Below are 21656 nucleotides of genomic sequence, written 5' to 3'. Positions count from 1 at the left end.
TGAGTCACTGACCGAGGATGAAGTTGATCTGCTTGTTGGTCTTGCCCAGGCCGCTGACCGGTGCGTCGTTGGCGTAGACGTCCTGCATGGCGGGGCGCATCAACGCGTACACGTCCGCCGAGTAGTTGGTGATCGGGAAGGAGAAGGTGGAGAAGTCCTTCTTGTCGGCGACCGGCCGGGTGAAGGCCGTGACGTCGATGCCCTTCTTCTTGTAGGCGGCGACGGCGGCCTTCGTGCCGTCGGGGGTCGCGGGGAAGACGATGCCGTAACTCCCCACCGTCTTCTGGCAGTTGTTCGACGACAGGTAGGTCACCCACTTTCGCGCGCCCGCCTTGTTGGGGGCGTTCTTGGTGATCGAGTCGGCCAGTCCGTTCATCATGGTCGCCCGTTTCCCGGTCGGACCGGTAGGGGTGTAGGCGGTGTTGACCTTGATCCCCTTGGCCGCGGCGTACGTGGAGATCATCCAGGCGCCGTCGAACGCGGTCGCCGCCTTGCCGGCCGCTATCTGCGCGTTGGGCGGGTTGGCGCCGTCGCTGTAGTCCGTGAACGGCGCGAGATAGCCCTTCTTCGCCAGTCCGAAGTACCACTTGATCGTCGACTGGAACGTCTTGCTGTCGTACTGGAAGTTCGTGCCCCAGCGCTTCTTGTCCGTGTAGTTCCAGCCGGCCGAGGCGGTGAAGGGACTCCACGTGGTCTGACCGTCGGAGTCACCGGCGCCCCCGGTGGCCATGCCGTACACCTTGACGTGGTGCTTGTCGAAGCCCGGTTCGTCGCCGCGTTTGCCGTTCCTGTCGATGGTCAGATGGGCGATGGCCTTCTCGAAGGTGCCGCCGTCCGTCGGGTTCCAGGACAGGCTGTTGAGCTGGTCCGCGTCCAGACCGGCCGACTTGGCCATCTTCTGGTTGTAGAAGAGGGCGACCGTGTCCCAGTCCTTGGGCGCGCCGTACCGATGTCCGTCCTGGCCCTGCCAGTTGGCGGCGAGACCGGGCTGATAGGCGGACGCGTCGATATCGAGGTCGTCCAGCGGCTGGAGCACCTTGAGGTCGGCGAACTGGCCGAACTTCTGGATGTGGTCGGTGAACACGTCCGGCTGGGTGCCCGCGATGAAGCTCGCGGTGAGCTTGGTCCAGTAGTCGGCCCAGCCCAACTGGGTGATCTTCACCTTGAGCCCGGGGTTCTGCTGCTCGAAGTCCTTCGCGCAGGCCTGGTAGGCGGGGAGCTGGTTGGAGTCCCACAGCCAGTACGTCACCGTGTTCGAGGCCGAGCCCACGGAGTCGCCCTTGGCGCAACCCGCCGTCAGGGACAGCGCGAGCGCCCCGGTCAATGCCATGACCGTACGAAATCGCATGCCCTGCCCCTTACTTGATTCCGGTGAAGCTGATGGAACTCACGATGCGGCGCGCGAACACCCCGAAGAGGACGAGCATCGGGAGCCCGGCGATCAGGGTCGCCGCCATCAGGCCCGACCAGTCGTAGCCGGTCTGCGGGGTCTGCGAGCGGAAGATGGCCAGCGCCACCGACAGCACGCGGGAACCGTCGCTGTAGGACACCATCAGCGGCCAGAAGTAGTCGTTCCAGGACGTGATGTACGTGAGCACGCCCAGGGTGAGGACCGGCGTGGACGCCATCGGCAGCAGCACCCGGAAGAACACGCGGACCTTGCCCGCGCCGTCGAGCAGGGCGGCCTCCTCGACCTCGCGCGGGATGTTCATGAAGAACTGCTTGAGGAAGAACACCGCGAACGGCGTCATGAACATCGTCGGCAGCGCGATCCCCAACAGGGTGTCCACGAGCCCGAGTTGCTTGATGAGGACGAAGTTCGGCAGCAGGGTGAAGATCGCCGGCACCATCAGCCCGGCCAGGAACAGCCCGAACATCCGGTCCCGGCCGCGCCAGCGCAACCGGGCGAAGGCGTAGGCGGCCATCGCGGAGAAGAACACCTGGCCGACGGTGACCAGGGTCGAGACGATCACCGAGTTGAGCAGATAGCGCCAGAACTTCAGCCCGCCGCCCGAACCGCCCTGGGCGATCGCCTCCTTGGTCGACTGGAGACCGAGTGCCCGCTCGAAACCACCGGTGGTGAAGTCGACCGGCAGCGGGTCCGAGGGGTGGGCGGCGAGCCCGGTGTTGGTGGAGAGCGCGGTGCGCAGGATCCAGTAGAAGGGCAGCAGGGTGATCAGCATGATCGCGGCCATCGCGATCCAGGCGGCGACCTTGCCGACGGAGGGCCGGGGCCGGGGCGGCCGTACGACCTCCTGCTTTGCCGTGGGCGTAGGGGAGTTGGGCACATTGGGTGTGGTGGTCAGGGTGGCCATGTCGACTCCTTCCGGTCAGCCGAGGTCGGTCTGGCCGGCGCGGGTGAGCCGGTACTGGAGGAACGTGATGGCGCTCAGCACGATCAGCAGGGCCACGGACATCGCGGACGCGTAGCCGAACTGGAAGCGCCCGAAGGCGGAGCCGTAGATGTAGTACTGGAGGACGTTCGTCGCGTTCGCCGGGCCGCCCGCGGTGGTCACCGCGACCGTGTCGAACACCTGGAACGAACCGATCACCGTCATGATCAGCACGACCGCGAGCACCGGCCGCAGCAGCGGCATCGTGATCCGCCAGAACATGCGCCACTCGCTCGCGCCGTCCACCTTCGCCGCCTCGTACATGTCGCCCGGGATGGCCTGCAGCCCGGCGAACAGCAGCAGCGCGGTGTAGCCGACGTGCCGCCACACGTTGATCAGGGCGATCGTCGGGATGGCCCAGGTCTTGTCGGCGAGGAAGGGGATGTGGTCGAAGCCGAGCCCGCCGATGATCTCGTTGCCGATGCCGAGCTGGGTGTCGAGGATCCACAGCCAGACGATGCCGGCGACGACGTTCGACATCAGGTACGGCGTCAGCACGATCCCGCGCAACAGGGCGGACTGGGTGAGCCGTTGGAGCAGGACGGCGACGGCGAGGGCCGTGACCGTCTGGATGCCGATGTTGATGAGCACGTACTCGACGGTGACCTTCAACGACGACCAGAAGATGGGGTCGTGGACCATCCGGTCGTAGTTGTCGAGGCCCACCCACTTCGCCGGCGTCAGCAGGTTGAAGCGGGTGAAGCTCAGATAGATGCCGCGCAGGGTCGGCCAGAGCAGGAAGACCAGGAAGCCCAGCAGGGCCGGGGCGATGAAGACCGCCGCCAGCCGTCCGTCGCCCCCGTCTTCACGGGCCCGCGGCCGACGGGTCGGGGGACTGCTTGAGGCGATGGTCATCTGGAGACTCCCTTGTCTACGACGGCTCGTCCTCGGGTCACTTACTTTCGTTGCGAAAGAATCCAGGCGTCAATAGCTGTGCAAAGGTCTTTTCCGTGCCGGATTCCGGCTATGGAGTGGTCGTGTTACTTCCATGGTGAAAGAAAGAGACCTGTGGGAGTGTGACCCTCATGACCACACGTGCCGCCAGCTGGCAGCCGCTGAGCCCCGGTGAACGCTCGGTGGCGATCGAGGTGCTCGTCCACGGCCCGCTGTCGCGCACCGACCTCGCGCGCCGGCTCGACCTGTCGGCGGGCAGCCTCACCCGCCTCACCAAGCCGCTGATCGAATCCGGCCTGCTGATCGAGGTCCCCGACGGCTCCGGCCCGGCCGAGGTCCGCCAGGGCCGCCCCTCCCAACCCCTCGACGTGGTCGCCGAGTCGCGCACGTTCCTCGGCCTCAAGGTCACCGAGGACATGGTCTACGGCGTCGTCACCACGCTCAGGAGCGAGATCGTCGCCCGCCTCGACCGGCCGCTCACCACCCGCGAACCCGACCAAGTGGCCGATCTGCTGGGCGAGATGACCGGCGAACTCACCACCCGGTTCCCCACGCTCACCGGCATCGGTATCGGCGTCGGCGGACTCGTCCAGGACCGTGCCGTGGTGGGGGAGTCGCCCTTCCTGCAGTGGAGCGACGTCCCGCTGGCCCAACTCGTCGAGGAGCGCACCGGGTTGCCGGTCGTCGTCGAGAACGACGTGGCCGCCCTCGTCGAGGCCGAGACCTGGTTCGGTGCCGGGCGCGGCCTCGACCGCTTCGTCGTGCTCACCATCGGCGCGGGCATCGGCTACGGCCTCGTCCTCGGCGGCAAGCGGGTGCCGTACGCCGAGGAGGACCGCGGGTTCGGCCGCCACTGGATTCTGAACCCCAACGGCCCGATCACCCCGGCCGGTCAACGCGGCAGCGCCGTCTCGCTGTTGACCATCCCCAGCATCCGCTACCAGATCCGGGCCGCCACCGGACTCGACCTGAGCTACGAGGAGATCCTCGCCCGCGCCGCCGCCGGTGAGCCCATGGCGGCCCGCGTCATCGACGAAGCGGCCCGCGCGCTGGGCACGTTGGTCGCCCAGATCGCCAACTTCGTGCTGCCGCAGAAGATCCTGCTCGCCGGTGAGGGCGTCGGCCTGATCGACGTGGCCGGCAAGACCGTGGACGACACGCTCCGCGCCCACCGGCATCCGCTGGCCGCCCCGCTCGACGTGGAGACGAAGGTCTCCGACTTCCACGACTGGGCGCGTGGCGCGGCGGTGTTGGCGATCCAGGTGCTGGTGCTGGGTGTGGCCGAAGTGTGAATTGCGTTACGGGGCTTGACAGATGACGTGATCAGTAACACGGTCCGATATGTCCGGTTAGCTCGCGATTACTCACATCGCCTTCACCTTCGGCGACGTATGCTTCACACCATGTCCACCAGTGTTGAATCAGCCACCGAGCGATCGGCAGCCGAGGTCAACGAGGAGATCAGGGCCCTGTGGCTCCGGTCGGGCGGGACACTGAGCGCCCAGCAGCGCGAGGAGTACAGGCGGCTTGTCATGGAGTGGGCCGCCGCAGCTCCGCAGTCGGCCACGGCGGCCTGAGAGCAGTCCGGCCGGCCGACGCAGGTGTCGTTCGGATCCCGTCGCCCGGCCTTCTTCCTCGTGACCTTCGGCCCAGCCGGTCGACCCCGTCACCCCCGTCGAAAGCCTTTCTGTCTCCCAGACCCTTCCGTCTTCCAGGCCGCTCCGTCTTTCACCGACCTACCTCGCTGAACTCTCTCGAGTGATCAGCCCCACATCGCCGAGTAGTGCCGCTGGAAGGCCTTGCGGTCCTGCTCGGCGCGAATCCAGCGCGTCGCCACCAGCGCGATCAGGCTTCCCGCGATGACCAGCAGACCGGGACCCACGTTCTTCGGGTCCGTGAGCCGGGCCGCCAGTGTCGTCGACCCCTCCGCCGTGGTGTTCGTCGCCGGCGCGGAGGTCCCGGGCGTCACCGAGCCGGCGGCTGCCGCTCCGGCGGGGGCCGAGGCGGACGGGGCGGGCGAGGCGGCCGTCTTCGGCGCCACCAGCAGCTTGACGTTGAGTGCGGCCAGCGCCTTGGACAGCGGCTGGAAGAACGTCGTACCGCCCGCCGTGCAGTCACCGCTGCCGCCCGACGTCACGCCCAGCGCGATGCCGTTGGCGAACAACGGGCCGCCGCTGTCGCCCGGTTCGGCACACACCGTGGTCTGGATGAGACCGGTGACCGTGCCCTCGGGGTAGTTCACCGTCGCGTTGAGCGCGGTCACCTCGCCGTCGTGCAGCCCGCTGGTGCTGCCGCTGCGGAACACCTTCTCACCCACGGCCGCGTCCGCAAGGCCCGTGATGGTCACCCCGCTGCCGTTGCCGATCGCGACGACGTCCGCGCCGTCGCCCGCCGAACCGCTCGCGTACTGCACCAACGAGAAGTCACTGCCGGGGAAGTTGTCGGAGACCGTCTTGCCCAACTGCTGGTCGCCCTGGTTGTTGGCGAACCAGATCGACCCGACAGGCCCGCAGTGCCCGGCCGTGAGGATGAAGTCGTTCGTCCCGTCGGTTACGTTGAAGCCCGCCGAACAGCGCCCGCCGGTCGACAGGATCGGCTGCGCGCCGTTGATCCGGGTCGTGAACTTGCCCTGCGTGCGCTGCATCTGGACCGAGGCGCCGATGCCTTTCGCGACCTTCGTCATCGCCGTCCAGGCGGTGGCGGAGACGCTGCTGTCGGCCTCCACCAGTACCCGGTTGTTCCGGTAGTCCATCGCCCACGCGGTGCCCGGCACCTTCGGCGCCGAACTCAGCGTGGTGGCGGCCGAGTTCAGCTCGTTCATGCTGTACCGCACGACCTTCGCCTCGGCGCCCGCCTTCGTCACCGCGGCCGCCGTCGTCGCGTCGGTCACCGCGACGACCGTACGGCCGCCCGAATCGACCCAACTGCCCGCCGTGCGGGCCGAACCGAGCTTCGCCGCCAGGGCGGAACCCTTGTCCGCGGGTGTCTGTGGCGCGCTGAGCGTGGCGGCGGACGGGCCGGAAGAATCACTGGCCATGGCCGCCTGGGTGACCATGGCACCTCCCAGCAGGAGTCCGCCGACGGACGCCAACCGTGTAACTCGCCGGATGACCCGTCGTCGTGCGTGCCTCATGCTTGGCTCCCGAACCCCGAACGTGCGGTGCGACACCGCGGGGCGCTCCGGTCGTTGAGTGCCCTTCCTCCATACGTGGCCCAGCACTCCCGTGTTCACCGGACGGAGGATCGGCTTCGGCTCGCGCGACCAACGAGCGGTCTATACGGCCGAGTTGGCTTCGGCGGTACCCAGCCGGAGCCCGCTGTCGTCATCGCCCCAGACGGAATCCGTGCCGACGTACGGGCGCAGCAGCGCGGTGAGGGCGGGGTCGCCGCGGCCGTTCAGCTCGTCGGAGGCGAGCTTGCGGGCGATACCGGCGAGGAAGTCGGCCAGTTGGACCCGCGCGTCGGACCGCGCGGCGACGAGTCGTACGTCGCTCAGCGGGGCCGATTCCATGATCCAGGCGATCCGTTCCGGGGTGAGCATGTTCTGCCGGTCGTGCACCAGCCGGACGGACCGGCCCCCGGCGAGCCAGTACCGGGCCGTGCTGACGATCGCGGGGAGCAGGGGGTTGAGGACGGGGAACAGCACGGGGGAGTCCCGCATCCGCTCCCGGTACGACTCCGCGCGCGACCGGGCCGCCGCGAGCCGCCCCACGATCACACCCGCGGTCGTACCGGAATGCTCGTCGCGCAGGGCGCCGACCGTGCGGAAGAAGACGTCGGCGGGGACGGTCGCCGCCGCGTCGTTCCTGACCCGCAGCAACTGGTTGGACGCGGCGAGGAACTCCCGCCAGCCGCGCTCGCCGAACGTCCGAGGCCCCTCCCGGAACAGGGTGACGGCCTCGGTGCCGTCTCGGTCCCCGTCCCTGTCGCCGTCCCCGTCTCCGTCGAGCAGCAGGTCGACCGCGCGGTCCACGACGAAGAACGTCTTCTCGATCAGGTGCACATGGGCGTTGCCGTCGCGCAGCGGTCCGGAGGGCCCGAGGAACGACTCCAACACCGCCCGGTGCTTGTCCCGCAGCAGATGGTTCGCCTTGTACTCCTCCGCGGGCGAGCGGATCCGGCGCCGTATCTCCTGCACGTACTCGGCGGCCGTCTCCACGGGCAGCCGGACACTCGCATGGGCGAAGACATCCGTGTTCCCGCCGGTGAGGTTCTCGCCGTCCGAGCCGGACTCGTCGCAGGCGATCTCCATGAGGGCGCCGTTCTCAGGATTCCCGGTCATCGCACATCCCCCTATCTTGTGGCTCATGACCAGCATCCCGCAGGACGCGTCCGGCGAACCGAATCCCCTGCGCGCCCTCACCCTCGACCGGCTGCGATGTCGTACGAGCATGAAGTGGCGCACGTATCCCGCGGACGTGCTGCCGGTGTGGGTGGCCGAGATGGACGTGCCGCTCGCCGAACCGGTGGTCCGCGCGGTCACCGACGCGCTCACGCTCGGCGACACCGGCTATCCCGCCGGTACGGCCTACGCGGAGGCGCTGGCCGCGTTCGCGGAGAAGCGGTGGGGCTGGAGCGGGCTCGCCGTCGAGCGCACGCGGATCGTGCCGGACGTCATGCTGGGCGTCGTCGAGATGCTCCGGCTGGTGACCGGGCCCGGTGACGCGGTGGTGGTGAGTCCGCCCGTGTATCCGCCGTTCTTCCAGTTCGTGGAGCACATGGACCGGCAGCTGGTGGACGCGCCGCTGGGGGAGGACCTGCGGATCGACCTCGGCTCGCTGGAGGACGCGTTCCGGCGGGCGGCCGAGGGCGGGCGGCGGGCCGCGTATCTGCTCTGTAGCCCGCACAACCCGACCGGTACGGTGCACACCGCCGACGAGTTGGCGTCCGTCGCGGCCCTCGCCGAGCGGTACGGCGTGCGGGTCGTGGCCGACGAGATCCACGCGCCGGTCGTCGCCGCGGGCGCGAGTTTCGTGCCGTATCTGAGTGTGCCGGGCGGGGAGAGCGGGCTGTCGCTGATGTCGTCGTCGAAGGCCTGGAACCTCGCGGGCCTCAAGGCCGCCCTCGCCGTCGCGGGCCCCGCATCGGCCGCCGACCTGGCCCGCCTCCCGGAGGAGGTCGGCCACGGCCCGAGCCACGTCGGCGTCATCGCCCACACGGCCGCGCTGCGCGACGGCACGGCGTGGCTGGACGCCTTGCTGGCAGGCCTCGACGACAACCGGCGCCTCCTCGCGGATCTCCTCGCCGAGCACCTGCCCGCGATCGGCTACCGTCCGGCCGAGGCCACCTACCTCGCCTGGCTCGACTGCCGCGCACTCGGCCTCGGCGACGATCCGGCGGGGGTCTTCCTGGAGCGGGGGCGGGTGGCGCTGAGCCCCGGAATCGACTTCGGCACAGGGGGAGTTGGGCACGTACGGCTGAATGTGGCGACGTCGCCCGAGGTGATCACGGAGGCGGTACGGCGGATGGCGGTGGCGCTGGGGTGAGCGTGGCCGTGACGTTGAGGTGAGCATGGTGCTGACGTCGGGGTGAGCGGGGCGATGGCGACGGAGCGAGCCGTGCCGCCGTGCTGTCATGGACACCCGACCCGGCTGCCATGATGACCCCATGCGTGTGCTGATGCCGGTCCCCGACCGTGACTTCGACGTCACCGAGGTCGCCGTGCCCTGGCGGCTGCTCACCGACGCCGGGCACGAGGTCGTCTTCGCCACCGAACGGGCCGGTACCCGGCCCGTAGCCGACCCCCGGTTGCTGACCGGCGTTCTCTTCGGGCAGCTCGGTGCCGAGGACGAACCCAAGCGGTTCTACCAACAGCTCACCGCCGCACCGGAGTTCGGGGCCACCGTCGCGTGGACGGACCTGGACGTGACCGGCTTCGACGGACTGCTGCTGCCCGGTGGCCACGCGCCCGGCATGCGGCAGTACCTGGGATCTCCTGAACTGGCCGCCAAAGCAGGGGTGTTCTGGGCGCTGGGCCGCCCGGTCGGTGCGATCTGCCACGGCGTCCTCGTGCTGGCCCGGACCCAGGACCCGGACACCGGCCGCAGCGTGCTCGCCGGACGCCGTACGACCTGTCTGCCCAAGTACATGGAACGCACTGCCTACTTGACCACAGCCTGGCGCCTCGGCCGCTACTACCGCACCTACCCCGCCTACGTGGAGGACGAGGTGCGGGCAGCCCTCGACGACCCCGGCACACAGTTCGAGCGCGGCCCCAAGGAACTCACCCGGCGCGGCACCGCGAGCGACGACACGCACGCGTTCGTCGTGCGGGACGGCACCTACCTGTCGGCGCGCTGGCCCGGCGACGCCTACCTTTTCACCCGCAGGTATCTCGACCTCCTACGGGCACCGGCGGGTGCTTAGACTGCCGACCATGGACGAGACCCCGCTGGACCGGCTCGGCGCAAGCCAATACCTGCTGATCACCAGCTACCGAAAGAACGGCTCCCCGGTCGCCACCCCCGTGTGGGTCGTGCGCGACGGCGAGACCCTCGGTGTCTGGACGGTCGCCGACTCCTGGAAGGTGAAGCGCATCCGGGCCCGCGGCGATGTCCTCGTCGGCCCCTGCGACCTGCGCGGCAACCCGACCGGCAACCAGGTCCCCGGCACCGCCGAGATCTGCGACGCCGAGACCACCGCCCACTACCGCAAGCTCATCACCCGCAAGTACGGCCTCACCGGGCGCATCACGCTCCTCGGCAGCCGGCTCCGCCGCGGGCTCGACGGCACCATCGGCATCCGCGTGACGCTCACCCCCTGACGACCACCCCCTCGCCCACCGAACCCAGGGAGTGCCCGTGGACCCCGCGCTGAACCCTGCCGACCTGCCGTTGCGGCAGGAGAGCGTCGTCTTCGCCCGGATGCGCGGCACCCAGGACCGGGTCGCGGACGCGATCACCGCCTTCGCCGGCACCATGCTCTTCGTCTACATCCACGCGCTGTGGTTCGCCGTCTGGATCGCCCTCAACGAAGGGCTCCTCGGGTCGGTCGGGATCTTCGACCCGTATCCCTACGGGCTGCTCACGATGATCGTCAGCCTGGAGGCCATCTTCCTGTCGACCTTCGTCATGGTGAGCCAGAACCGCCAGGCGGCCCGCGAGAACGTCCGCGCCGACCTCGACTTCGAGACCAACGTCCGCTCCGAGGTCTGGTCCGCCCACATCGGCGCCGCGCTGGGCCTCGACCCCCGCGAAGTCGAACAACGTGTCCAGGAACTCCTCACCGAGAACCGCGCCAAGATGAACGGCGGGACACAGAAGCCGAGTTGAGAACCGGCACGACGACCATGACGAAGGGGCCGCAGCTTCCGCGCTGCGGCCCCTTCACTTCGTGCGACGTTCCGTTACGACTCTCCGCTACGACGTTTCGCTACGACGCGTCGAGCACCGTGCCGGTCAGCTCCGGTCCGCCGCTCTGCGGGTCGCCGTTCTCGTCCACGGCCAGGAACCGCACGGACTCGGGCTGTTCGGTCACCTGGTCGGTGATCGTGGGCACGGTGATCTCCGCGCCGAGCTGCCCCGGCGGGACGGACGTCCAGAGGAACAGGCCCAGCACCTTGGACAGCGGGCGCTCCGGCGCGGCTTCCTCACCGGAGTTCTCGCTGAGCCACTGCGGGTCGACGTCCAGGGTCGACAACTCCGCGCCCGAGACGATCGGTTGGACGAGGAACGCCGGGTTCAGCTCCACGTCGGCGGGCGCGGACAGCGTCACCTTCCACTTGAGGGGCTGTCCCTCGGTGACCCGGTCGGCGATGGGCGTGACGGTGAACGTGGGCATCGGGTCGTCGTTCTCGGTGGTCACCCCGCCCCGGTGGGCGCCTACCACCGCGCCGTGCACCGCCTTCACGAAGATGTCGTGCTGGACGCCGTAGTCGAAGCGGGTGTTGCCCTCCACCTTCACCGGTACGTCGATGGCGTTGCCGCCGGGGCGTACCGTCACGAGCCGCGATGTGTTCTGGCCGGTGGCTGGGTTGTTGACGTAGACCCGGACCTGGCCGCTGCCGTGGCCGGAGACCTGGACGGGCACGCGGTACGTCCTGACGCCCGAGTTCCCTTCCTTGACGGTGAGTCGGCCGATGTCGACGCGGGGAAGCGGGGCCGAGGTGACCGCCGGAGTGCCGGGGCGCCAGGCCCAGGCGTCCATCAGCCAGGCCTGGCCGGAGCGTGAACGCGGGGTCAGCTCAAGGGACTTGATGCGGCGCAGGTCGAGCCCGGCGTGGGCGGCGGCGGCCAGCGGTACGCGGACCTCGCGGGCCCAGTAGGAGGCGGTGCGCTCGGTGCCGGGCAGGCCGTCGACGCGGACCCGGCCGAGGGTCGCACGGTGGCCGGAGGTGTCGGTCACGGACACGTCGAGCTGGGTGCCGGTGCTGTTGGGCGGCACGATCACGCGCAGGGCGAGGCCCTTGGCGCCGCCGAGGGAGACCGGCTTGTTCGGGCGTACCGTCACCTTCGAACCGGCCGCGGACCAGCGCAGCGCGAGCGCGCGGCGGCCAGCCTCCTTCGAGGTCTCCCAGTACGCGAAGTGCGGGGAACTGCCCCTGGTGTCGGGGCCCAGGCAGGCGACGGCCGGGTCGGGATCGACCGCGGAGCACAACTTGGCGCCGGACACGGTGACTTGACCGTCCGGCAGGAACCCGGCACCACGGTTCGCGCCCACCGCGTGGGTGAGGACGCGCGCCGGGTCCGCCGAGGGCGCCCGGCGGCCGGAGCCGTCGAGCAGCTGGCGCGCCCGGTCGTCGCCGCCGATGAACAGCCGTGCGGCCGTGGCGATGTAGGTGGAGCCGGCCTTGTGCTGCTGGTCGGCCGTCAGCCGGGTCGCGGCACCCGGCGAGCACACCGCGTCCCGCTGGTCGGGGTCGTCGTAGAAGTCGTCCTCGGCGGGCGCCTGGGCCTGGCCGGGCGTCCACTCGGTGTTGAAGAAGTTGTGGTCGGCGCCCTCGACGTAGACCGCGCTGTGCAGGGCGGCGCCCCGGCTGACCCCGCGCGTGCCGTCGACGTAGACCTCGCCCTGGAGGTCGGAGACGTCACCGTCGCAGCCGGGCAGGATCGTCACCGACGGCACGTCCGCCACCGGGTTCTGGCCGAAGATCGTCGGGCCGATGAGGACGGTGCCGCGGATCTTCCAGCGGACCGGCCCGTGGTAGCCGTCCTGGGCGGCAGGCGGCGGGTAGAGGCTGTCCATCGCCGCGCGGTTGACGCCCTCGCCACCGCGCGAGTGGCCGATCAGGAGGACGCGGGAGAGGTCGGTCCTGGGCGCGTTCCGCACGACGGGCGGGGCCGAATCCGGGTGGGCGGACCAGTCGGCCCAGTGGGCCAGGTGGAGCCGGACCAGCGACGAACGGGCCTGTGCGCCGGCGTCCTCGGCATCGGCGTCCTGCGCGTTGATGCCGTTCGCGGAGATCGACACCGTGACATAGCCCTGGGAGGCGAGGAGTTGCTGGTCGCGCAGGTAACCCCGGTAGCTCGGGACCGACTTGAGGCCGGTGGGGCAGGGCCAGTCGCCGGTGATGTCCTCGGTGCCGGGCTTGTAGCAGGTGTAGTGACGGCCGTGCAGGAACAGCGCGAGCGGCCGCTTGCCGGTGGCGCCCTTCGGCGCGACCACGACGGCCTGCATCTCGATGGGTTGCGGATATCCGGGCAGACGCACCGAGTTGAGTTTGTACTCGCCTGTCGTCGTACGGTACGTACCCGGCTTGCCGGGATCGATCGCGCCGGCCGGGAGCGGGGCCGCGGGCTGTGCGGCGACTTCCGAACGCCCCTTGCCGGAGTTGCTGTTGTCACCGGCTGCGTCCAACCGGCGCCCTGCGGCCAGTACTTGAAGGTCCGTCAGCTGCTTGGGCGCCACGGCACCCAGGCCGAGCCGGAACGTCCGTCCGTCCTTCGCCGGTCTCGGCACACCGAGGAGTCGGCCCCCGGCGTGGAACTCCACGCGCGCGTCCCCCATGGGCACCCGCGTGCCCGAGCGCCAGACCAACTGCTGCGCGGAACCCTTCCCCGTGATCCGCCAACCCGGCGGGAGAGTACCGTCGTTGACCGCCGCCGTCGCCGTGAACGGTCCGGTGTCCGACGGTGGCGCCGCCTGCGCCGACCCGGACATCCCTCCCGCCACCGCGAGCACCGCCGCGGCCGTGACCCATATTCGCCGGGCACGGAACAATGTGTTCTCCTCCTCGAACCCCAGGCTCAGGCGCCCCGTGGATCACGGGAGCCTCTCGCGCCCCGGAGGACGAGAAGCGGAGCCTGTGGGTTGCCTGTGGAGGAGGATTCGGCCGATCTTCGTCGGGCCGGGCCTGAACTCGGCTTCGCGGTACGGCCGTTCAGGCACCGTCCGCCGACCGGTGCCCGCTGGGTCGGTCGAAGGCGGTCAGCGCCAGGCGCGGTACGGCTCGTCGAGGAGTTGAAAGACGGGCTCGCCGCGCACCGGGTCCTTCGCCGTGGACAGCCGGACGCGGTCGCCGCTGTGGATGCCGATGGGCGGGCCGATGACCCGGCCGCGCACGACAAAACCCTCGGCCATCTCTATGAGCGACACATTGCGGGCGGCGGGGGTGTTGCGGTGCACGACCGTGGAGTGGCGGACCGTGCCGGTGCCCTCGCTGCGCTCCGTACGCAGGTCGCCGCCCTGACAGACCGGGCACAACAGCCGGTGGTACATGGCGGTGCCGCACCAGGTGCAGCGCTGGAAGAGGATCGTGTCTCCGTCCGCGCTGGGCGGATCGAGCACGCCCGCCGGGGAGCCGACTGCCGGACGGGTCGCGAATCCTGAGTGGTGGTACACGCTGTCAACTCCCTGCGCTCGGCCGGAATCCCGCGCGCGCGGCCGAGCCGGGCACGCATGTGCGCGGCTCGCCGTGCCACCGTGCACGACCACAGCGTATGGCACTCAGTGCCAAGCGTAAAGACACTGCGTACCCTTGACTGTTCTGATTCAGCCCCGCCCGAGCACGGTCTCTATCTCCTGGACGACGCGCCACAGCGGGGCCCCGCGCCGGGAGACGACCACGACGACGTCCTCGGGCCCCTGTTGGACGACGGGCAGGTCCGGAGGGTGCCCGAAGGCGGACTGCACGTACCCCAGGGCGTGGTCCACCTCCGCACCCGCGTCGCGCTGCCCGTCCGAACGCAGCCAGGAACGCAGGGCGTTGTTGTGCGCCGCGACCACGGCGGCCGCGATCACGTCGGCCTGCAGGGTGCCGTCGCGCCGCCCGGCGAAGCGCCCGCGCAGATAGTCGGCGAGGGCGCGCTCGTAGCGCCACACCACCGACAGCTCGTACGCGCGCAGCCCCGGCACCTTCTTGGTGAGGCGGTAACGCTGCACGGAGAACGTCGGGTTCTCGTTGTACATGCGCAGGACGAGCCGGGCCGCGTCGCAGACCCGCCGCACGGGCTCGTGCTCGTCGCCGGAGGTGGAGAGGAAGGCCGTCATGTCGGCGAGGCAGCGCTCGTGGTCGGGGAAGACCACGTCCTCCTTGGAGGGGAAGTAGCGGAAGAACGACCGCCGTCCGACCCCGGCCAGCGCCACGATGTCGTCGATGGTGGTCTGTTCGTAGCCCCGCTCCAGGAACAGCTGGAACGCGGCCGCCACCAGGGCGTCCCGCATGGGCGGCTTGGAGCTCATGGACGGGAACGTAGCACCAGGCAGGCACGGATGGCACTCAGTGCGCTCCATGCGGGGAACTGAGTCCCCTGGAAGACCTGAAGACCTGGAGCGACCGAGGTGATCAAAACGATCGAAACGATCCGCGGCATAGAGTGACCGCGACCAGTTTCACCTTCAGGGGGACCCATGCGACCGCACGTCGACCAGCGCCATGAGCGGGTGCTCGAACTCGTCCGGGAGCGCGGCAGCCTGCGGGTCGCCGACCTAGCGGCCGAACTCGGCGTCTCCGCCGTCACCTTGAGACGGGACGTGGAGGCGCTGGCCGGCCAGGGCCGGGTGCACCGGCTGCACGGCGCGGTGGTGTGGCCGGGCGGCGAGAACACCGTCGGGCCGCGGGCGCGACAGGAGTCCGCCATGTCCACCGGACCCGCCGCGTCCGCCGAGGGCATCGTGATCGGAATGATCGTGCCGACCACCGCCTCGATCTTCGCCGGCATAGTGCGCGGCGCCCGCGAGGCCGTGGGAGCGCAGGGCGGCCGACTGGTGCTCGGAGTCTCCGGATACGTCGACACGGAGGACGCCGTCCAGGCCGCGCACCTCGTCGCGGGCGGCGCCGAGGGACTGCTCGTCGCGCCCAGTTGGCCGGGCGGTGTGCCCGTCGGCGGCCAGGAACGGTGGCTCCTCGACCGGGACGTGCCCACCGTCCTGGTCGAACGCTCCGCCCCGCCCGGCAACCCCGCGGCCGCCCTGGACCGGGTGCGCACCGACCGCGCCCACGGGGCCGCGGTCGCCGTCGGTCACTTCGCCGCCCTCGGCCACCGCGGGATCACCGCGGTGCTCCAGGACAGCTCGCACGCCGCGCAGATCCTCGCGGGCTACGAGTCGGCCGTACGCTCCCTCGGTCTCGACGACGCCCGGGGTGCCCCGTCCGTCCGCGAACACGGCGACTACGAGTCGAGCGTGGACTACTTGGTCGACGCGGTACGCGAGCGCGGAGTCACCGCCGCCCTCGTGCACAGCGACGAGGACGCGATCGTGCTCGTGCCCCGACTCCAGGCCCGCGGCATCCGCGTCCCGGACGACCTGGCGCTCATCGCCTACGACGACGAGGTCGCCCCGCTCGCCGACGTCCCGCTCACCGCCGTGGCCCCGCCGAAGCGGGCGGTGGGGGAGACGGCCGCGAAACTCCTCCTGCAACGGCTCGCCGAGCGCGGCGGCGGGCGCCGGCCGACCCCGCGTCAACACGTCGAACTCCTCCCCGAGTTGAGGATCCGTTCGTCCTGCGGAGGAAAAGCGCTCGCCCGCTGAACACGGGCCGACCGTTTTGATCATTCCGCGCGAACGCTCTCGGTGAACGCTCTCGACCAAGGAGAACCGGCATGCCCTCCACACCTCTCACCCGCCCTCGCCCCCGCGTCCTGTACGTCACCGACCTGGCCTACCCCGCACGCGGGCGCCGCTACTGCGACGAGGACATCGACCTGACCTCCCGGCTGCGCGAGGACTTCGACCTGGCCCTGTGTCATCCACTGGACGCGGCCGCGCTGATGGACGGCTTCGACGCGGTCGTCGTCCGCAACAGCGGTCCCGTCCTCGGTTACCAGGCGGAGTACGACGCGTTCCGCGAGCGCGCGCTCCGCACCGGTGCCCGGGTCTACAACCAGCTGTCGGGCCGGGCGGACATGGCGGGCAAGCAGTACCTCCTCGACCTGAGCACCGCCGGGTTCCCCGTCATCCCGACCGTCGACCGCGTCGAGGACCTGGACCGGCTGCCGCGCACCGACCGCTATGTGGTCAAGCCCAAACTCGGCGCCGACTCCATAGGCCTGGAGATCGTCCCGGCCGACCGCCTGCCCGCGCCGGCCGACGGGAGCGTCCTGATCCAGCCGTGCGTCGACTTCTCGTACGAGGTGTCCTTCTACTTCGTCGACCACGACTTCCAGTACGCCCTCTACGCCCCGGACACCGGGAAGCGCTGGCAGCTGGAACCCTACGAACCCGCCCCAGCGGACCTGGAGTTCGCGCAACGGTTCATCGACTGGAACGGCATCGACCACGGCATCCAGCGCGTCGACGCCTGCCGCGCCCCGGACGGCCGGCTGCTCCTGGTCGAGCTGGAGGACCTGAACCCGTACCTCTCCCTGGAGGCGCTCGACGACACCCGGCGGGACGCCTTCGTCGCCGCGCTGAAGGAGTCACTGCACCGGTTCGTGCGAGCGTGAGGCCGAGCTGAACTCCGGCGGCCGTACGCGCGTATCTCTCCATGGGATGGCGGACATCCGCGCGCGCGGAACGGAAGGAGAGCAGTGTGTCTACACCGCCCGAACCGGGATCGTCGTCCGGCGGCCCGGTCCTCGAACCCTCCCGGGTCCTGCGCCGCCGCCGCTCCGAAAACCTCGCGGAGCTGCTGCGGGAGACCCGCCGGGACTCCTCCGTCTTCGAGTCCGTGCCGGTGCCCCGGTCGTTCTTCGGCTCCGAGGCCGAGACACAGGAACTGCCGCCCGTACTCGGCGAGTTGCACCCGCTGCCCACCGCCACCGGTCCCTTCGGACCCGGTCTGCGCCGGGCCGCGATCGTGGTCGGCGTGAGCGCCGCGGCCCTCGTCGGCTTCGCCTGTGCCCTGCTGCTGCCCGGCAAGGGAGAGGCCAGCACGGCCCAGCCGATCAGCACCCCCACTCCGGTGGCGTCCGCCACGGCCACCGCCGCGACCGCGGACCCGGACGGCGCCGGCACCCTCCGCGAGGGCGACAGCGGCCCCGAGGTGAAGGAGCTGGAGCAGCGACTCCTGCGCATCCCCAACGTCTACGAGAACGGCTCCACCAGCGGCCAGTACGACGCGACCCTCACCGCGGCGGTCGCCCGTTTCCAGCTCTGGTACGGCATCCGGGGCGACGAGAACGGTGTGTACGGCGACGACACCCGCAAGGACCTGGAGTCCCGCACGACGCTCGACGCCGGCCAGTAGGCGCAGGGGTTTCGGGCACCCGGGGTTTCGAACACGCGACAAGGCCCGCGGAAAGTCGGTGCTGGTGGGGCCGTAGAGCCTCATCATGGACAGCGCGGCGCCGCAGGACGGCGGTGTCGTGCCCGTTCCGAACCGAAGGCCACGCCGATGAGCGGCTCGCGCGTTCCTGGTCTCATCCTGCCCGGAGTCCTTCTGCTGGCCCTCGTCGTGGGCGCCTTCTGGTACTGGCGGCACCGCGACGACTGACCTCGACCGGAGGTGAGGTCAGCGTCCAGTGCTGTGCCCGACCAGCGCCTCGGTCACCGCACGGACGCTGCGCGCGATGTGCTGGAGCTGGAGGACCTCGGCGGCGTACAGCTTGATGGTGTGCTCGATGACCGACTCGGGCAGGCCGATGCCGGGCAGGTCGGCCCGCGCGGTCTGCAGGGCGGTCCGGGCCACGCGGATCTCGTGCTGGACCTGGATCTGCGCGTGGCGGGCGAGCAGCACCGGGTGGCGGATGAACGCGGGATAGCTGGCGTAGCGGGCCGGCACCAGCTCGCGCAGCCATTTGGCCGCCGAGCGCTCCCAGTCGTAGCTGCCGGGCGTCTTGACCTGACAGGGCCAGTCCTGGCTGATGCGCGTGGTGGTCAGTTGCATGTCATCGCTTCCCGGTGTGCGGCGTCGCGGGGGTGGGTCGACGGTGGGTGGCGGCCCCGGCCCAGGGGATGACCGAGGCCGCCCTGGGCGCTCGCGCAGGCGATGCCCGACCGAACACGCCCGGCGCCGACGCGGGTAGGAGACGGCGGCTGGGAGTGCTCGTGCGAGGGCCCCGGGAAGCAGGTGTCGCCGGCGCGGCGGGTCGAGCGGAGGTGCGCATGGGCGGACCGGGCTTTCTCGGGGCGGGTGCGATCCGTGAGCAGTATTTATATATGCCGTCCGCTTTGCAAGGCGTATGAAAACATTCATGCGCGAAATAGACGGAATCGCCCCATTGTGAGGTCGTATGAGGGGGGAGTGGCGGGTCAGTCCCGCATGAAGAACTGGTGCTGCTCGGCGATCTGCTCGTAGTCCTCCAGGCGGGCCTGGGTCCGCTCGGGATCGGCGTCCGTCATGGCCTGGAGCAGCGCGGAGGCCATCACGCCGGGCGCGGCGTACGAGTCGAAGACCAGGCGGGAACCGGTGCCGGTGGCGAAGGTGACGTCGGCCTCGTCGGCCAGCGCGCCGAGCGCCAGATCGGTCACGAGGGCCACCTTGAGCCCGGCGCTGCGCGCCACCCGGAGGGTGGTGAGCGTCTCGTGCGCGTGCCGGGGCATGTCGAACGCGAGCAGCCAGGTGCCGCCCGCCTCGCGGGACTGGAGGATCGCGTCGTAGGCGACGCTGCCGCCGCGGGTCACCAGCCGCACATCGGGGTGGATGCGGCGCGCGGCGTACGCGAAGTACTCGGCCAGCGAGACGGAGATGCGCAGGCCGAGGACGGTGAGCGGGGTGGACGCGGACAGTTCGCGGCCGACCTCGATCAGCCGGTCGGGGTCGGCGAAGTCCCGGCGCAGGTTCTCCAGGTTCGCGATCTCGGCGTCGACGGCGGCCTGCAGTTCGTTGCTGCGGTTCTCCTCGGCCGCCGGGCCGCCCGCGAGGGTGCGCAGGGCGATCGCCTGCAACCGCTCCCGTAGCGCCGGGTAACCGCTGAAGCCGACCGCAGCGGCGAACCGGGTCACTGAGGGCTGGCTGACGCCGACGCGCTCCGCGAGATCGGTGATGGAGAGGAACGCGGCCTCGGTGATGTGCTCGATCAGGTACTGGGCGATGCGCCGCTGGCCCGGTGACAGCCGTGGCCCGTCGAAGAGTTCCCTGAGTTGGGACGTCGGTGCCGCGCCGACTTCCGGGTCGGTTTTTCCCGAGGTGATCACGGATGCCTGGGCGCGTGCCTGCTGCGGCGATGGCACCGGTGCGCCTCCTTTGTCTCCCACAGCCACTCAACATAGCTCACGGAGCGTTGTGACCAGAGGGTGATCAACGCCGGTAGATCGTGATCGAATGACCGACTTGATCGATCGGACGACTGCTGTCGATCAACTCGGCCAGTTTTCCCCGTGCCTTGTCGATCGCGGTGTCCGAGACGACCAGCAGCCCGTGCACCTCGCGCACCCCTGCCTTGCGTGGATCGGACGACTCGATGCCGTAGTACGACGGCACACCACTGCCCTTGTAGACGAGCCAGACCCGCTCGCCCGCGTACCGCTCGTGGAGCCGGTCGGCGAGGCGGCCGAGGTCCTGGCCCCAGTCCACGTTGGAGTCGTGCAGCCGCAGATAGGTCTTCGACGGGCCGCCGAACGCCTCGTTGGAGTACGGCAGATAGTAGGGGAACGTCCGCAGCGAACTGACCGCCACGAACGCCACCAGCACCCCCGTGGACAGCGCGGCCCACCGCCACCGCAGCGCCGGCACACAGGCCGCCGCGACCGCCAGGAACATCGGCACGAAGATCGCGTACCGTGTGCCGAAGTCGCGCGAACCGTCCATCGCCGTGGCCAGCAGCACGGCGGTGGGCACGAGCAGATACGGCGCCGCCGGCCGCAGCCGCCGTACCGCCACGACCGCGACGGCGCCCGCCACCCACAGCGCGATCATGCCGAGCGGGGTCTTCACCAGCAGGGCCACCGGCAGGTAGTACCAGTGCGACCCGGTGTAGAGGTGCCCGAACAGGAAGCCCTGCCACGGGTAGTCCTCCATGCCGAACTGCATGAGCATCCCGTCCCGGAACGCGCGCGGGAACGGCATCAGATCCACCAACTGCCCGCGCAGCCCGTGGATCACCGGCACCGGTTCCGTGGACGTGAACCGCAGCCGCGGATCGACGACGAGATACGACGCCCATACGACGGCGAGCGCCACCACCGCGACCACGGCTGCGCCCGCGACCCCGAGGACCAACGCCCGCCGCCTGGCGTCGCGGTCGGCCGGGCGGCGGGCGGACCACACCGACACGACGGCCAGGAGCATCAGCACCGGTACGGCGGGCAGGGCGCTCATCTTCGTCGCCACGGCGGCCCCGAGCGCCGCCCCGGCGAGCGGGACGTACAGCCGCGGGCGCCGTCTGGCCCGCCACAGCAGCCACACCGACGTCAGCAGAAAGCCGGCCTGCGGTACGTCGAGCGTGGCCAGCGAGCCGTGCGCGACGACATCGGGCGAGAACGCGTACAGGGCGAGCGCCGCCAACCCCCGTACCGGGCCCACGAGTTCACGGGCGAACGCGAACACGACCAGCCCGAACAACAGCGTCAGCACGATCACCGGCAACCGGGCCCAGAACATCAACCGCCAGGGGTCGTTGCCCGACTCGTACAGCAGATGGCGGCCCAACTCGCCTTGGTCACCCTTGTAGTTGGCGTCGAAGTGCGGGTCGGCGAGCGCGATCCCGGCGGCGATCACCAGCTTTCCGAGGGGCGGGTGCTCGGGGTTGTAGTCGAGGCTGTGCTCACGCAGATAGACGGTGGCCGTGGCCACGTACACCGGCTCGTCGATCGTCGGTGTCTGCTGCACGGCTGTAGTGATCATCACGGCGGCCATCTGCGCGAGGAGCACCACCACGAGGAGGGGCAACAGCCATCGCTTGTGGCGCCGCAGCCCGGCGTGGAGGCGTGCCGACCGCGAGCCGTCGGCGCGCGGCGGTGACTCCCCGCCACCGCAGTCGCCGAGCGTGTCGGGGTCGAGGACCGAGTGCTGTTCGCGCGCCATCATCCGCCCTGCGGTGAGGCCGGCCGCGTGGTGGCGGGAGCGAGCCGGGGCCGGGTCATGGCCCTACTGTCGCATCGCTCCCGCCA

Annotated in this window: 20 protein-coding genes; 9 read left to right on the top strand and 11 right to left on the bottom strand. The window is 70.2% G+C overall.

From position 1 onward, the window contains the following. Positions 1-4: 4 nt before the first annotated feature. The 3 genes from OG714_RS05975 to OG714_RS05965 are packed head-to-tail and all read right to left on the bottom strand — an operon-like array spanning position 5 to position 3248. Positions 5-1348 carry an ABC transporter substrate-binding protein gene (locus OG714_RS05975; RefSeq protein WP_406119046.1) on the bottom strand — a complete coding sequence of 448 codons (1344 nt, stop codon included), beginning with the start codon at positions 1346-1348 and terminating at the stop codon, positions 5-7. Between the two features lie 10 nt (positions 1349-1358). After that, entirely contained in the window at positions 1359-2315 is a 957-nt protein-coding gene (locus tag OG714_RS05970) for a carbohydrate ABC transporter permease (protein ID WP_406119045.1), read from the bottom strand. A 15-nt stretch (positions 2316-2330) separates the two neighbouring features. Further along, positions 2331-3248, bottom strand: a complete 918-nt coding sequence (locus OG714_RS05965) for a carbohydrate ABC transporter permease (protein WP_019064401.1) — start codon at positions 3246-3248, stop codon at positions 2331-2333. A 170-nt stretch (positions 3249-3418) separates the two neighbouring features. On the opposite strand from OG714_RS05965, the gene OG714_RS05960 reads away from it, so the two are divergent. Together OG714_RS05960 and OG714_RS05955 are read left to right on the top strand one after the other, a co-directional pair. After that, positions 3419-4579, top strand: a complete 1161-nt coding sequence (locus tag OG714_RS05960) for an ROK family protein (protein WP_406119044.1) — start codon at positions 3419-3421, stop codon at positions 4577-4579. A 99-nt stretch (positions 4580-4678) separates the two neighbouring features. Further along, the gene (locus tag OG714_RS05955; RefSeq protein ID WP_043662304.1) at positions 4679-4864 is read left to right on the top strand and encodes a hypothetical protein; all 186 of its coding nucleotides are present in this window, start codon (positions 4679-4681) and stop codon (positions 4862-4864) included. A gap of 185 nt (positions 4865-5049) precedes the next feature. Here OG714_RS05955 and OG714_RS05950 read toward each other — a convergent pair whose 3' ends face one another. Further along, positions 5050-6420, bottom strand: coding sequence for a S1 family peptidase (locus tag OG714_RS05950; RefSeq protein WP_406119043.1), 1371 nt, complete (start codon positions 6418-6420; stop codon positions 5050-5052). A gap of 141 nt (positions 6421-6561) precedes the next feature. Then, the gene (locus OG714_RS05945; RefSeq protein ID WP_406119042.1) at positions 6562-7569 is read right to left on the bottom strand and encodes a hypothetical protein; all 1008 of its coding nucleotides are present in this window, start codon (positions 7567-7569) and stop codon (positions 6562-6564) included. 25 nt (positions 7570-7594) lie between these two features. Between OG714_RS05945 and OG714_RS05940 the strand changes: the two genes are divergently transcribed. From OG714_RS05940 to OG714_RS05925, 4 genes are all read left to right on the top strand, one after another. Next, entirely contained in the window at positions 7595-8773 is a 1179-nt protein-coding gene (locus tag OG714_RS05940) for a MalY/PatB family protein (RefSeq protein WP_406119041.1), read from the top strand. A gap of 121 nt (positions 8774-8894) precedes the next feature. Further along, positions 8895-9653, top strand: coding sequence for a type 1 glutamine amidotransferase domain-containing protein (locus OG714_RS05935; RefSeq protein ID WP_406119039.1), 759 nt, complete (start codon positions 8895-8897; stop codon positions 9651-9653). Between the two features lie 10 nt (positions 9654-9663). Next, positions 9664-10050 (top strand): PPOX class F420-dependent oxidoreductase, encoded by a 387-nt coding sequence (locus OG714_RS05930; RefSeq protein ID WP_406119037.1) that lies wholly within the window; start codon positions 9664-9666, stop codon positions 10048-10050. A gap of 37 nt (positions 10051-10087) precedes the next feature. After that, the gene (locus OG714_RS05925) at positions 10088-10558 is read left to right on the top strand and encodes a DUF1003 domain-containing protein (RefSeq protein ID WP_406119036.1); all 471 of its coding nucleotides are present in this window, start codon (positions 10088-10090) and stop codon (positions 10556-10558) included. A 100-nt stretch (positions 10559-10658) separates the two neighbouring features. Here OG714_RS05925 and OG714_RS05920 read toward each other — a convergent pair whose 3' ends face one another. From OG714_RS05920 to OG714_RS05910, 3 genes are all read right to left on the bottom strand, one after another. Further along, entirely contained in the window at positions 10659-13445 is a 2787-nt protein-coding gene (locus OG714_RS05920; RefSeq protein WP_406119034.1) for an alpha/beta hydrolase family protein, read from the bottom strand. Between the two features lie 207 nt (positions 13446-13652). Further along, a complete protein-coding gene (locus tag OG714_RS05915) occupies positions 13653-14066 on the bottom strand; it encodes a Zn-ribbon domain-containing OB-fold protein (protein WP_406119033.1) in 414 nt (137 codons plus the stop codon). Between the two features lie 150 nt (positions 14067-14216). Beyond that, complete coding sequence (locus OG714_RS05910; protein WP_406131727.1) at positions 14217-14888, bottom strand: TetR family transcriptional regulator; 672 nt, start codon at positions 14886-14888, stop codon at positions 14217-14219. 186 nt (positions 14889-15074) lie between these two features. Between OG714_RS05910 and OG714_RS05905 the strand changes: the two genes are divergently transcribed. From OG714_RS05905 to OG714_RS05895, 3 genes are all read left to right on the top strand, one after another. Then, positions 15075-16196 (top strand): substrate-binding domain-containing protein, encoded by a 1122-nt coding sequence (locus tag OG714_RS05905; protein WP_406119031.1) that lies wholly within the window; start codon positions 15075-15077, stop codon positions 16194-16196. A gap of 71 nt (positions 16197-16267) precedes the next feature. After that, complete coding sequence (locus tag OG714_RS05900) at positions 16268-17110, top strand: hypothetical protein (protein WP_406119030.1); 843 nt, start codon at positions 16268-16270, stop codon at positions 17108-17110. An 86-nt stretch (positions 17111-17196) separates the two neighbouring features. Continuing rightward, positions 17197-17853, top strand: coding sequence for a peptidoglycan-binding protein (locus OG714_RS05895; protein ID WP_406119028.1), 657 nt, complete (start codon positions 17197-17199; stop codon positions 17851-17853). Between the two features lie 264 nt (positions 17854-18117). Here the strand turns inward: OG714_RS05895 and OG714_RS05890 are convergent, their stop codons facing one another. From OG714_RS05890 to OG714_RS05880, 3 genes are all read right to left on the bottom strand, one after another. Next, on the bottom strand, positions 18118-18492 hold the full coding sequence (locus OG714_RS05890; protein ID WP_019064417.1) for a hypothetical protein: 375 nt from the start codon (positions 18490-18492) through the stop codon (positions 18118-18120). Positions 18493-18857: 365 nt separating this feature from the next. Beyond that, positions 18858-19778, bottom strand: coding sequence for a MurR/RpiR family transcriptional regulator (locus tag OG714_RS05885; protein WP_019064418.1), 921 nt, complete (start codon positions 19776-19778; stop codon positions 18858-18860). A 67-nt stretch (positions 19779-19845) separates the two neighbouring features. Then, complete coding sequence (locus tag OG714_RS05880) at positions 19846-21573, bottom strand: ArnT family glycosyltransferase (protein ID WP_406119027.1); 1728 nt, start codon at positions 21571-21573, stop codon at positions 19846-19848. Between the last annotated feature and the right edge of the window lie 83 nt (positions 21574-21656).

The organism is Streptomyces sp. NBC_00989 (genome assembly GCF_045162655.1).
In the GTDB taxonomy this organism is placed as follows: Bacteria; Actinomycetota; Actinomycetes; order Streptomycetales; family Streptomycetaceae; genus Streptomyces.
Note: the sequence above shows the minus strand (reverse complement) of the source record. Positions and strands in the feature narration are given on the sequence as shown.